Here is a 12,164-nt window from a genome sequence, read left to right as displayed (position 1 = left end):
TCGCCATCAGGGAATGGATGTATTTCGCCCACAATCACGCTAAGGTAGCAAGAAGGATCGCGCCGTCCCGCGCCCTGCCAGTATGATCTGCGCCACAATCGGCGAAAAAAATGCCCGGGCAAGCCCGGGCATTTTTCCTGATTGCGAAGCGGCCGCGATTGAAAGGCGCGGGTCGGCCGGCCGTTACTTGCCGTTGCCGCGGCAGGCGCCGCCGGGGCCGATATGGTAGCCGCGCGGACAGACATGCGCGGCGGGATTGGCGTAGTTTCTCAGGCAGCCGCCATAGGGGCCGCGGTGCCAGCCGGCGCCGCAGCCGCCGGCGACGGCGATGACATCGTCACGGCCTTGCGCGCCGAACGGCGCCGGCGGCATGGCTTCGGCAGAGCTGGCGATCGCGCCGAGCGCGAGCGCCGCGAAAAGAGTGATCCGTATCATGCGTCCTGCTCCCTGATGTCTGGCGTCAATGGGTGGCTGCGAACGTGATGCCGGCGCGCACTTCGGCGACCGCCTGGTCGATCAGCCCCAGCGCCCGTTCGCGATGGCCACCCTTGTTGGGCTCGGCCTTGGCGAGCTCGACGCGGGCCGATTGCAGGATCGCGATGGCCTGGTCCATGTGCGGTTGCGCGCCGAGCGCGTAGCCGACGCAGAGGCTGGTCGCGATGGCGCCGCCGAGCACGAGGCTGCGGGGTAGAGAGGTTCGCATGTCGATGTCTCCTCCAGCGGGCGTCAGGCCGGGGCCGCCCGGTTGCCCGGACGCGATTCGCGTGTGGCGGGATGTCGCATCCACAGATTGAATAGGATGGGGATGTGCGGGCGGTCTTGGACTGTCCGGCGCCGGAGGTGGTCCGGCTTGGACTGACCGGCGCAGCTTGATTCATGTCGGCGTGCTGATAGCTTGCACGCGCCGGTTGTCAGCGGGCGTTCATGTCCGGCGTGCGAAGTTCGGCGGGCGTTCAAGCGTTTTTTTAGAAACTCAGAAAAGCCATTCTCGAAAAGTCGTCGATGTCCGTCATCAGGAAGTCGCTCTCGACCGAGATGTTGCCGACAGGTCTGTCCGACCGGCAGCGCTTCATCCGCTTCGCCGAGCTGTTCGAGCATTTTTCCAACACCGGAGAGCTCGATCCGGCGTCCGACGTACCGTTTCGCGCCGCGATGAACTCGATCCACATCGGCACCACCATGCTCGGCCGCTGCGACGGCAGCTTCGTCACGGTGCGGCGGGAAAAGCGCCAGGTGATCGAGACCGGGGACGATCGCTTCTGCCTCGTGCGCAACACCGGCGACCGTGCCTCGCAGGTGATCCATCGCGGTCGCGAGTTCACCATGCGGCCGGGATCGATGGTGCTGCTCAAGCTGGACGAGCCGTTCTTCGCCGCCGACGGCGCGAGCCGGAAGCGCTTCACCAATGTGCATCTGCCGGTCGATTCACTGCGCGCGATGGTCGCCGACGTCGACGACCTCGTCGGCTGTGAGCTCGAGCCCGGCGGCGCGCTGTCGCTGGTGATGGACTACAGCGATCTCTTGCTTCGCCATCCGACGGCCGCCGACGAGGCCGGCATGGCGATCGCGTCTCACCTGCTCGATCTCGCCGCGATTGGCCTCGGCGCGCGCAGCGACATCGCGGCCGCGGCACGGCGCCGGGGTCTGCGCGCGGTGCGGCTCAAGGCCGTGCTGTCGATCCTCGAAGCGCGCTTCCACGAGCCGGATTTTTCCGCGCAAAAGCTCGCCAATGCAGCGGGTCTTTCCGAGCGCTATGTCAACGAGCTCCTGTTCGAGGCCGGCGCCGGCTTCACCGCGCGCCTGACCGAATTGCGGCTGCGCAAGGCTGCCGACCTGCTCGCCCATCGCGAAGGCCGCATCAGCGACATCGCCTTTGCCTGCGGCTTCAACGATCTCTCTTATTTCAACCGCTGCTTTCGCCGCCGGTTCGGGCTGACCCCGACCGCGGCGCGGGGCAAGTGAATGCGCTTAAAGCGTCTCCACCTTCGGCGGCGGATATCGCCGCGCCAGCATCGACAGCGGCAGGCGCCGCTCGTCCGCCGGCAGCTCCAGCCAGGCCAGCACCAGCGGCCGCTTCCAGTCGCCCACGCCGAAATCCATGTCGACCCATTTCTGTGGCTCCGGCCCGTCGAGGCCGCGGACCCAGACGAAATAGCTCGGCAGGCCGTCGGCCTCCGTATCGGTCGTGGGTCTCCTGGCCATCACATGCTCGCTGCATCGACACGCGTTCGCCTCAGGATATAGGTATTCGCCCGGAGAAGTCGAAGGCGCCGCCTCGACCGGATACCGTTGGGTCCAGAGGACATGAACGAAACTGTGACCGATGCTTGGTGTGATGCGTCGCAGGTGACGGTGCGGCTGGCCGGCGCCTGGTCGTTCAGCCGGGTCATCGAAGGCCATGGGAGCATGCAAGGCATCGCGACCTTCACGCCGTTGGACGCGGAGAGCCTGGCCTATCGCGAGCAGGGACGCTTGAGGCTCCAAGACGGCACCGAGCTCGAGGCGGAGCGCGAGTATATTTTCCGCAAGGGCGACCGCGGATTCGAGGTCTTCTTCAAGGAGACCCCGCCGCGCCTCTTCCATGCGATCGAGCTCGCTGCATCCGGTGGCGGCGCCTTGAGTGGAAGCGCCGGCCATCTCTGCAATCTCGATCATTATCAGTCGGGTTACACCTTTCGCGGCGACGGTCGCTTCGTCATTCGTCACGTGGTGTCGGGTCCTCGCAAGGACTACACGATGGTGACGACCTATACGCGGGTGGCGTGAGGCGTGGCTGCGGCTTCGCGGAGGTCTATGAAAGTCCATCTTCAAGAGGCTTCGCGGGACAGGCTTCGCCCGTTCGGTCTTGCGCGCCGCGCCACGCAAAGCCCGAACGGGCGAAGCGTGGTGCCCCTGGCCGGAATCGAACCAGCACTCCTTGCGGAACTCGATTTTGAGTCGAGCGCGTCTACCAGTTCCGCCACAGGGGCCCTCGGTCGGCCCCTCCGATGGAGGGCGTCGCGAAGCCGGCGGACTATAGCCATGGCAAGGGCGGGGTCAACCCGCGCCAAAGTGATCCCTGACGTTCTCGACAGGGACCCGGGCCGGGGGTAGAGCCATAAACCACGCCCTATCCGCAAGAGGCTGCCGTGACGACCCAGAGTGCCGCAATACCTGCGTTTCGCCCCGCTGCCGGCGCACCTGCGCTGACCGCTTCGCTGGCCGTCACCCTGATCGCGGCGGCGACGATCGCGGGCGCCTGGTTCTTCCAGCTCGTCCTGGACATCCTGCCCTGTCCGCTCTGCCTCGAGCAGCGCTATGCCTATTATCTCGCGATCCCGCTCGGTGCGCTCACGGCGCTGGCGGCGCGAAGCGGCGCGCCGCGGCCGTTGCTGCTGGCGGGGCTGGCGATCCTCGCCCTTGCGGCGCTCGCCAATGCCGGGCTCGGCGCCTACCACTCCGGTGTCGAATGGGGCCTCTGGAAGGGGCCGACCGATTGCACCGGACCGGTGGTCAATCTCGGCAGCGCCGGGGATCTCTTGTCACGGCTCGACACCGTCAAGGTGGTGCGCTGCGACGAGGTGCAATGGCGCTTCCTCGGCCTCTCGCTCGCCGGCTACAATGTGCTGATCTCGCTGCTGATGGCCGCGATCGCCGGCTGGGGTCTTGTGCGGACCGCGAGCCGCTAGATCGTGCTCGCGCCTTCGTGCTGGAAGCCGAGATAGCTCGCCGCCACCCGCTCATTCGCCGCGATGTCGCTGGCCTTGCCGCTGAGCACGAACTCGCCGAGCTCCATCACATAGGCATGGTCGGCGATCTTCAGCGCAGCCTGCGCGTTCTGCTCGACCAGCAGCACGGAGACGCCGCTGGCGCGTAGCTCGGTGACGATGCGGAATATGTCGGCGACGATGATCGGCGCGAGACCGAGGCTCGGCTCGTCCAGCATCAGCAGCTTTGGCTCGCCCATCAGCGCGCGCCCCATCGCCAGCATCTGCTGCTCGCCGCCGGACAAGGTGCCGGCGAGCTGCTTGCGGCGCTCCTTGAGGCGCGGAAACAGCGTGTAGATCCGCTCGATCGAGGCCTTGGCCCGGCTCTTCTCGATGCGGAAGGCGCCCAGCTCGAGATTGTCCTCGACATTCATGGTGACGAACAATTCGCGATGCTCCGGCACGAGGCCGAGCCCCATCGCGACGCGGTCCTCGATGTCGAGCTGGGCGAGGTCCTGGCCGGCAAAGGCGACGCGGCCCTTCAGCGGCAGGATGCCCATGATGGCCGAGAGCAGCGTGGTCTTGCCGGCGCCGTTGGCGCCGACGATGGTGACGATCTCGTTCTCGCCGACATCGAGCGCCACCGAGCGCACCGCCTCGACCTTGCCATAGGCGACATGCGCGTCGGTGACGGACAACAACGCGCTCATGCCGCCACTCCGAGATAGGCCTTGATCACTTCGGGATTGGTCTTGATCGTGGCGGGCGTGCCTTCGGCGATCTTGGTGCCGAAATCGAGCACCACGATGCGGTCGGCGAGGTTCATCACGAAACCCATGTCGTGCTCGACCAAAAGGACGGACATTCCGCCGTCGCGCAGGTCGCGCAGCAGTTTCGCAAGCTGCTGCTTCTCCATGTGGCGCAGGCCGGCGGCGGGCTCGTCGAGCAGCAGCAGCATCGGATCGACGCACAGCGCGCGCGCGATCTCGACGATGCGCTGCTGGCCGAGCGACAGCGATCCTGCGAGCTGATGCATCTGGTCGGCAAGGCCGACACGCTCGATCTGGCGGGCGGCTTCCGCGAGCAGTTTTGCCTCGTCCGCGCGGTCGAGCCGCAGCATCGAGGCGAGCGGGCCGGACTGGCCGCGCAGATGGGCGCCGATCGCGACATTCTCCAGCACCGTCATGTCGGGGACGAGCTTGACGTGCTGGAAGGTCCTGCTGATGCCGAGCTTGACGATCTCCTGCGGCGGCGCGCGATCGACCTTCCTGCCGAGCACCGAGATCGAACCCGACGTCGCCGACAGCACGCCGGTGATCAGGTTGAAGGTCGTGCTCTTGCCGGCGCCGTTGGGGCCGATCAGCGCGACGATCTCGCGGGCCTGGACGTCGAAGGAGACGTTGTTGACCGCGACCACGCCGCCGAATTGCTTGCGCGCCTTCTCGACCTGGAGAAGGATGCTGGACTGGCCGGGCGAACGGGGGCGCTGCTCCAGCGGCAGCGAGGTGTCGGGCTTCTTGCCGCGGGTCGCCTCGGGCAGCAACGACATCAGCCAGGGCCAGACGCCGCCGGGAGCGAGCTGCAACAGCGCCACCAGCATGATGCCGAACACGATGGTCTCGACCTGGCCGGAGCCGGGCAGGATCAGCGGCAGATAGCTTTGCAGCACCTCTTTCAGGATCACGACGATCGCCGCGCCCAGCACGCCGCCCCAGACGTAACCGGCGCCGCCGACCACCGCGATGAAGAGATATTCGATGCCGGCATGGGCGCCGAACGGCGTCGGCGTCACGGCGCGCTGGAGGTGGGCATAGAGCCAGCCGGAGAGGCCGGCGAGCACGGCGGCATGGATGAACACCAGCAGCTTGGCGCGCGGCGTGTGCACGCCGAACGCTTCGGCTGCGACATGGCCGCGCCTGAGCGCGCGGATGGCGCGGCCGGTGCGGGAGTCCAGCAGGTTCATGGTGAGAAGGGCCGAGATCAGGACGGCGACCCAGATCGCGTAGTAGATCGAATCGGGCGAGAGCATCCTGAACGTGCCGATCGACAGCGGCGGAATTGCCGAGACGCCGTCGTTGCGCCCGAGGAATTCCAGCTTGCTGAAGAGGTAGAACAGGCCGAGTCCCCAGGCGAGCGTGCCCAGCGGCAAATAATGGCCGGAGAGGCGGACGGTGATCAGGCCGAGCAGCACCGCGAACAGGCCGCTGACCACGAGCGACAGCGGCAGTGTCAGCCAGGGCGACAGGCCGTAGGCCGTCGTCAGCACCGCCGTGGTGTAGGCGCCGAAGCCGACGAAGGCGGCCTGGCCGAACGAGGTCAGGCCGCCGACGCCGGTCAGCAGCACGAGACCCATCGCGACCAGTGCGGAGAGGCCGATATTGTCGAGCAGCACGATCCAGAACGGCGGCATGCCCGGGACGAACGGGATCGCCGCCATGAGAAGCGCGAAGACGAGGATGGGAAGCCGGCTCTGCATCTTGGCCTCAGTCCTTCTCTTCTTCGACCGCGGGCGCAGCGAGCGAGCGCAGCAGCAGCACGGGGATCAGGAGCATGAACACGATCACCTCCTTGTAGTTGGAGGCATAGAAGGACGAGAACGCCTCGACGATGCCGACGAACAGCGCCGCGACGGCGGTGAGGGGGTAGCTGACGAGGCCGCCGATGATCGCCGCGACGAAGCCCTTCAGGCCGATCAGGAAGCCACTGTCATAGTAGAGCGTCGTGATCGGCACGATCATGATGCCCGACAGCGCGCCGATGACGGACGCCAGCAGGAAGGCGATCTGGCCCGATAGCGTGGTGCGGATGCCGGCAAGCCGTGCGCCCAGCCGGTTGACGGCGGTGGCGCGCAGCGCCTTGCCGTAGAGCGTCAGGCCGAAGAACAGCCAGAGCCCGACGATGAAGGCGATGGTGATGCCATAGACGGTGAGGCTCTGGCCGGTGAAGCGCAGCGAGCCCGCCGTGAAGGCGCCGGAGAGCACCGCAGGTCCGCGCTGGCCCTCGGCGCCGAAGAACAGCAGGCCCAGCCCCTGAAGCGCCAGATGCACGCCGACCGAGGCGATCAGCAGCACCAGAACCGAAGTGTGTGCCAGTGGCTGGAACGCGATGCGGTAGAGATAGAGCCCGATCATGGCGACGATCACCAGCGACAGCGCGATGCAGATCGCGACCGGCGGCTTCTGTGCTGCGAAGTAAATCGTCAGCGCCAGCACGATGGCCGGCAGAACGACGTTGGCGAGCACGCTGCGCAGGATCAGCCGGCCATGCAGCGTCTTGCGGGCCACGAACAGGTCGAAGGCGCAGGCCGCGATGCCCATCGCCAGCGCCAGCTGGGCCGTGCCGGGCATCTGGCCGGAAGCCAGCGAGGCATAGGTCAGCGCGCCATAGGTGACGAACTCGCCCTGGGGGATGAGAATGACGCGGGTGACGGCGAACACCAGCACCAGCGCCAGGCCGAGCAGCGCATAGATGGCGCCATTGGTGATGCCGTCCTGCAGCAGGAACAGCATGATGGTGGTGTTCAAGACCGGACGCTCCCCCTTAAGATCCGGACCGGTCCTGCGCGATTGCGGTGGATGGTCCGTTCACAGCCATTGATCTACGCTGACGATATTTGATATGGTCCATAACAATTATCAAATATAACATCAAGGGTGGGCGGACGACCCGTCCCGAATTTAGCGGGATTACGAGCACGAGGCGATGACCGTTTCCAAAACCGCCGAAAAGTCCTCTGAAAAGGCTTCCGATGCGACCAAGGGGCGCAAGGATGCGCCCGAAGGCGTGCCCGAAGCCCTCCAGCTCGGCGAACTCTCCGAGCAGCTCGGCTACGTGCTGAAGCGGGCGCAGCTCAAGGTGTTCGAGAATTTTCTGCGCTGCATGGCCTCGCTCCAGCTGACGCCGGCGCAGTTCTCGGTGCTGTTGCTGGTGGAGAAGAACCCCGGGCGTAACCAGACCGAGATCGCCTCCACCCTCGGCATCCTCCGGCCGAATTTCGTCGCCATGCTCGACAATCTCGAGAGCCGCGATCTCTGCGCCCGGATCCGCTCCACCAACGACCGCCGCTCGCACATTCTTGTGCTGACCGACAAGGGCAAGGCCGTGCTGACGCGTGCCAAGAAGCTCGTCGCCACCAAGCACGAGTCGCGGCTCAACGAACTGCTCGGGCAGGCCAACCGCGAGGCGCTGCTGGAGATGCTCTCGAAGATCGCCAACGAGTTTTGACGCGCCCGGCCATGGCGCCGGGCAGGCAGGCGCCTCAATCCACCAAGATCACCCTGACGTCGTTCACATTGGTCAGCGTCGGGCCGGGCGTCAGCAGATCCCCCGTCGCCTCGAAGAACGTCGTCGCGTCGTTGTTGTCCAGATAGGCCTGCGGCTGAAGCCCCTGCGCCTTCATCTTCGCAAACGTCGCGGCGTCGATGAGCGCGCCGGCGGGATCGGTGGGATGGCCGGCGCCGCCGTCGGCGCCGTCGGTATCGCCGGCAAGCGCCGAGATGTCGGGCGTGTCCTTCAGCAGAGCGGCCAGCGCCAGCGCGTATTCCTGGTTGGGGCCGCCGCGGCCGTTGCCGCGCACGGTGACCGTGAGCTCGCCGCCGGAGAGGATGGCGACGCGCTTGCCCTGCGCGCGCGCGGCAAGCGCGAGTTTCGCGTGACCGGCGGCGACCTCGCGCGCCTCGCCCTCGAGATCGGCGCCGAGATCGATGGTCTCGTAGCCGGCGTCTTTCGCGAGCTTCACCGCGGCGTCGAGCGACTGCTTGGGCCGCGCGATCAGTTCGAAATGCGCGCGGGCGAAGGCGGCGTCGCCCGGCTTGCAGCTTTCATTGGCGGGATCGTCGAGCGCGCGGGCTACGGCATCGTCGATCGCGAGCTTGTACTTTGCGACGATCGCGCGTGCGTCCGCGAGCGTGGTCGGATCGGGCACGGTCGGGCCCGAGGCGATCGCGGAGGGATCGTCATGCGGCACGTCCGAGATCGCGAGCGTCACGATCTCGGCGGCGTTCTTGCCGGCGCGCGCGAGCCTCCCGCCCTTGATGCGCGAGAGATGCTTGCGCACGATATTCATTTCGCCGATCGGCGCGCCCGAGCGCAGCAGCGCCTTGTTGACCGCCTGCTTCTGCGCGAAGCTGATGCCGTCCACCGGCGCGATCCAGTTCGCCGAACCGCCGCCGGTGAGCAGCACCAGCAGCAGATCGTCAGGCCCAGCCTCCCCCGCCAGCGCGAGCGTGTCGGCCGCGCCCTTGAGGCCGGCCTCGTCAGGGACGGGATGACCGGCTTCGACGACGCGGATGCGGCGCGTCGGCACGCCATAGCCGTGGCGCGTGGTGGCGATGCCGACGAGCCGCTCCGGCGCGAGCTCGAGCGTGTCGAGGTAGTGCCGCTCCGCAGCCGCGGCCATCGCTGCGGCGCCTTTGCCGGCGGCAAGGCAGATCACGCGCCCCTTGGGCGCCGGACGCAGGTGAGGTGCGAGGATCGTGCTCGGATGAGCGGCGGCAACGGCGGCGTCGTAGAGCGCGCGGAGCAGGGGGCGTCGGTCGGTCATGACGATGGCCTTCGGCAGACTCGTGAGCAGACTAGAGCTGTGGCGAGAACGTCGCCATGCCCCTGCCTAGCGCATCGGGCGCAAAAGGGTAAGCAGGCTTTACCATCATTCGATTGTGCAATCGCGTGATGATAATCGGCGCCTGGCAAAACCCCCTGCGAGATGATCGCAGGGGGCCACTAGCGTCGCAATTCAGATAGGGCTTAGCCGCCGGCGTCGGCGCTGATCACGTCGCCGAACAGTTCCCATTTCTCGCCCTTGAACTTCTCGAGCCGGAGCTGGCTGATCGGTGCAAAGTCGTTCGGGCCGGTGTTGATCTGGATGCCCGGCAGCAGCAACTCGGTGCGGAAGTTCTTGAGGCTCGCGGCCTGCTTCATGATGTTCTCGTGCGTGAGATTGTCGCCGCACTGCTTCAGCACCTGGACCAGCGTCTGCGCCACCGCGTAGCCGACGATGGTGCCCTTGTCGAGCTTGTCGCCCTCAGGGAAGTATTTGCCCATGAAGGCGAGAAAATCCTTCATGCCGGGATCGTTGTTCCATTCCGGATCCGACGCGTCCTTGAGGTAGTCGGCCGAGATGATGTCCTGGCCGTTCTCGAAGCCGGCGGGTTTCATCACGCTGCCGACGTTAGCCGAGACGTTGTTGAGGAAGTGCAGCGGCTTCCAGCCGATCTCGGCGTTCTTCTTGATCGCCTGCGCGGCGAATTTCGGCGTCGTGATGTTCATGAACACGTCGGCGCCGGTCGACTTGAGCTTCACGATGTGGTTATCGATGGTCGGCTCGGAGGTCTCGTAGCTTTCCTCCGCAACGATCATCGAGGACGCCTTGGCGCCGAGGCCGTCCTTGAGGCCCTTCAGATAGTCCTTGCCGTAATCGTCGTTCTGGTAGAGCACCGCGATCTTGGCGTCCGGCTTGTGCTTGAGCAGCCACTTTGCGTAGATCTGCGTCTCGCTCTGGTAGTTGGGCTGCCAGCCCATCGTCCACGGGAAGTTCTGCGGGTCGTTCCACTTGGTGGCGCCGGTGGCCACGAACAGCTGCGGCACCTTCTTGGTGTTCATGTATTTGTGGATCGCCGAGTTCGGCGGCGTACCGAGCGAGTTGAAGATGAACAGCACCTCGTCGCTCTCGACCAGCTTGCGGGCCTGCTCCACCGTCTTCGGCGGCGAGTACGCGTCGTCATAGGAGATGAAGTTGATCTTGCGGCCGTTGATGCCGCCTTCGTCGTTGATCTTCTTGAAATAGGCGGCTTCGGTCCGCCCGATGATGCCGTAGGCGGAGGCCGGTCCGCTGTAGGGCATGATGTTGCCGATCTTGATCTCGGTATCGGTCGCGCCGGTATCGTATTTCTTCTGGGCCGACGCAGTGGACGTCGTGGCCGCGATGAGCGCGAGCGCGAGTGACGCGGCCGCAAGCTTGCCGGTGACAGCGGGCATTCCAATCTCCCTATTTTCTTTGTGTGTGTGCGCTCCTTTTCTTGCCGTGATTGTTTTTGAGCCGCGCAGCCGCAATTCAATACGATTTGCCTGAGGGCTTCAACAGAAAGCCCCCGCGACGTGGTCGCAGGGGCTGCGTCTTTAGTAGTCAGGGACGCCTGTGCAACTGCGAAAGGACGAGACGGTCTTGAGTTGCCAGAGGGATGTCGAACTATTCTGAGTTGCCGTCAGTGGCTGGTGTCGCTCGAAATGATGTCGCCGAACAATTCCCAGGCCTTGCCCTTGAACTGCATCATCTGGAGCTGCTTGATCGGTGCGAAATCGTCGGGTGTGGTGTTGATCGTGATGCCCGGCAGCAGCGTATCGGGCGCGAAATCCTTCAACGCCGCCGCCTGCTTCATGACATTGTCGCGGGTGAGGTTGTCGCCACACATCTGCAGCACCTTCACCATGGTCTGAGCGGCGGCATAGCCGAACACCACGCCGGCATCGAGCTTGTTGCCCTTCGGATCGTATTGCGCGATGAAATCGTAGAATTTCTTCATGCCGTCATCGGCATTCCATTGCGGGTCGGAGCCGTCCTTGACGTAGCTCGCCGACAAGATGCCTTGCGAGATCTCGTAGCCTGCGGGCTCGATCACGCCGCCGACCGAAGTCGAGACGTTGGAGACGATGTGGATCGGGTGCCAATTGATCTCGGCCGCCTTCTTGATGGCCTGGGCTGCGAATTTCGGCGTGGTGATGCTGATGAAGACGTCGGCGCCGGCGGTCTTCAGCCTGACGACGTGCTCGTCGACGGCAGGCTCCGAGGTGTCGTAGGGCTCCGCCATCACGATCATCGAGGCCTTGTCGCCGAGCCCGTCCTTCAGCCCCTTGAGGTAGTCCTTGCCGAAATCGTCGTTCTGGAAGAGCACGCCGATCTTTGCGTCCGGCTTCTCCTTCATGATGTACTTGGCATAGATCTTGGCTTCGCTCGCGTAGCTCGGCTGCCAGCCCATGGTCCACGGATACTGCTTCGGATCGTTCCACTTCGAGGCGCCGCTCGCCACGAACAATTGCGGTACCTTCTTCTCGTTCATGTACTTGCGGATGGCGCCGTTGGTGGAGGTGCCGAGCGAGCCGAAGATCAGGAGCACGTTGTCGCTCTCGACCAGCTTGCGCGCCTGCTCCACCGTCTTCGGCGGCGAATAGGCATCGTCATACGAGATGAACTTGATCTTGCGGCCGTTGATGCCGCCCTCGGCATTGATCTTGTTGAAATAGGCTTCCTCGGCCTTGCCGATCGCGGCATAGGCGGAGGCCGGGCCGCTATAGGGCATGATGTTGCCGATCTTGATCTCGGTATCGGAAGCGCCGCTGTCGTAGGTCTTTTGCGCCAGTGCGGGGTTGCTCATCGCAGTGCACAACGCGAATGCGACCGAAAGCGTCGCAACCTGAAATCGAACGGCAGCCATTGCTCTCCTACCCCAACTGGATCGGCGTCGCATTGAACAAGTTTGATGC

The 12,164-nt window shown here is 65.2% G+C and carries 13 protein-coding genes and 1 tRNA gene; 4 read left to right on the top strand and 10 right to left on the bottom strand.

Annotated features, from left to right (window positions below; genetic code table 11):
- Positions 1–183: 183 nt before the first annotated feature.
- Positions 184–435, bottom strand: coding sequence for a hypothetical protein (locus QY049_RS27505; RefSeq protein WP_194479434.1), 252 nt, complete (start codon positions 433–435; stop codon positions 184–186).
- A 25-nt stretch (positions 436–460) separates the two neighbouring features.
- The gene (locus QY049_RS27500; RefSeq protein ID WP_194479435.1) at positions 461–703 is read right to left on the bottom strand and encodes a hypothetical protein; all 243 of its coding nucleotides are present in this window, start codon (positions 701–703) and stop codon (positions 461–463) included.
- A gap of 299 nt (positions 704–1,002) precedes the next feature.
- On the opposite strand from QY049_RS27500, the gene QY049_RS27495 reads away from it, so the two are divergent.
- Positions 1,003–1,962 (top strand): AraC family transcriptional regulator, encoded by a 960-nt coding sequence (locus tag QY049_RS27495; RefSeq protein ID WP_258765039.1) that lies wholly within the window; start codon positions 1,003–1,005, stop codon positions 1,960–1,962.
- Between the two features lie 6 nt (positions 1,963–1,968).
- On the opposite strand, the gene QY049_RS27490 is transcribed toward QY049_RS27495, so the two are convergent.
- Positions 1,969–2,202, bottom strand: a complete 234-nt coding sequence (locus QY049_RS27490) for a hypothetical protein (RefSeq protein WP_258765040.1) — start codon at positions 2,200–2,202, stop codon at positions 1,969–1,971.
- A 102-nt stretch (positions 2,203–2,304) separates the two neighbouring features.
- On the opposite strand from QY049_RS27490, the gene QY049_RS27485 reads away from it, so the two are divergent.
- The gene (locus tag QY049_RS27485) at positions 2,305–2,766 is read left to right on the top strand and encodes a DUF6314 family protein (protein ID WP_258765041.1); all 462 of its coding nucleotides are present in this window, start codon (positions 2,305–2,307) and stop codon (positions 2,764–2,766) included.
- 118 nt (positions 2,767–2,884) lie between these two features.
- Here the strand turns inward: QY049_RS27485 and QY049_RS27480 are convergent.
- Positions 2,885–2,969, bottom strand: a tRNA-Leu gene (locus tag QY049_RS27480).
- A gap of 159 nt (positions 2,970–3,128) precedes the next feature.
- Here QY049_RS27480 and QY049_RS27475 point away from each other — a divergent pair.
- Positions 3,129–3,668, top strand: a complete 540-nt coding sequence (locus QY049_RS27475) for a disulfide bond formation protein B (RefSeq protein ID WP_194479439.1) — start codon at positions 3,129–3,131, stop codon at positions 3,666–3,668.
- Here the strand turns inward: QY049_RS27475 and QY049_RS27470 are convergent.
- Genes QY049_RS27470 through QY049_RS27460 form a run of 3 tightly spaced genes read right to left on the bottom strand, consistent with a single transcriptional unit; the run spans position 3,665 to position 7,210 of the window.
- Positions 3,665–4,396 (bottom strand): ABC transporter ATP-binding protein, encoded by a 732-nt coding sequence (locus QY049_RS27470; RefSeq protein ID WP_258765042.1) that lies wholly within the window; start codon positions 4,394–4,396, stop codon positions 3,665–3,667. The genes QY049_RS27475 and QY049_RS27470 overlap by 4 nt on opposite strands.
- Entirely contained in the window at positions 4,393–6,162 is a 1,770-nt protein-coding gene (locus tag QY049_RS27465; protein WP_194479441.1) for an ATP-binding cassette domain-containing protein, read from the bottom strand. The genes QY049_RS27470 and QY049_RS27465 overlap by 4 nt, the downstream gene beginning before the upstream one ends.
- Before the next feature lie 7 nt (positions 6,163–6,169).
- Positions 6,170–7,210 carry a branched-chain amino acid ABC transporter permease gene (locus QY049_RS27460; protein WP_194479442.1) on the bottom strand — a complete coding sequence of 347 codons (1,041 nt, stop codon included), beginning with the start codon at positions 7,208–7,210 and terminating at the stop codon, positions 6,170–6,172.
- Positions 7,211–7,388: 178 nt separating this feature from the next.
- On the opposite strand from QY049_RS27460, the gene QY049_RS27455 reads away from it, so the two are divergent.
- A complete protein-coding gene (locus QY049_RS27455; protein WP_194479443.1) occupies positions 7,389–7,910 on the top strand; it encodes a MarR family winged helix-turn-helix transcriptional regulator in 522 nt (173 codons plus the stop codon).
- A 34-nt stretch (positions 7,911–7,944) separates the two neighbouring features.
- Here the strand turns inward: QY049_RS27455 and QY049_RS27450 are convergent, their stop codons facing one another.
- The 3 genes from QY049_RS27450 to QY049_RS27440 all read right to left on the bottom strand — a co-directional run bounded on the left by QY049_RS27450 (position 7,945) and on the right by QY049_RS27440 (position 12,115).
- Positions 7,945–9,228, bottom strand: a complete 1,284-nt coding sequence (locus tag QY049_RS27450; protein WP_194479444.1) for a glycerate kinase — start codon at positions 9,226–9,228, stop codon at positions 7,945–7,947.
- A 203-nt stretch (positions 9,229–9,431) separates the two neighbouring features.
- The gene (locus QY049_RS27445; RefSeq protein ID WP_258765043.1) at positions 9,432–10,661 is read right to left on the bottom strand and encodes an ABC transporter substrate-binding protein; all 1,230 of its coding nucleotides are present in this window, start codon (positions 10,659–10,661) and stop codon (positions 9,432–9,434) included.
- Positions 10,662–10,888: 227 nt separating this feature from the next.
- On the bottom strand, positions 10,889–12,115 hold the full coding sequence (locus QY049_RS27440; RefSeq protein WP_194479446.1) for an ABC transporter substrate-binding protein: 1,227 nt from the start codon (positions 12,113–12,115) through the stop codon (positions 10,889–10,891).
- Positions 12,116–12,164: the final 49 nt, after the last annotated feature.

The sequence above is a fragment of the Bradyrhizobium sp. WYCCWR 13022 genome (assembly GCF_030435535.1).
Lineage (GTDB): Bacteria > Pseudomonadota > Alphaproteobacteria > Rhizobiales > Xanthobacteraceae > Bradyrhizobium.
The sequence above is the reverse complement of the archived record's forward strand: the minus strand, read 5'-3'. Positions and strand labels throughout refer to the sequence as shown.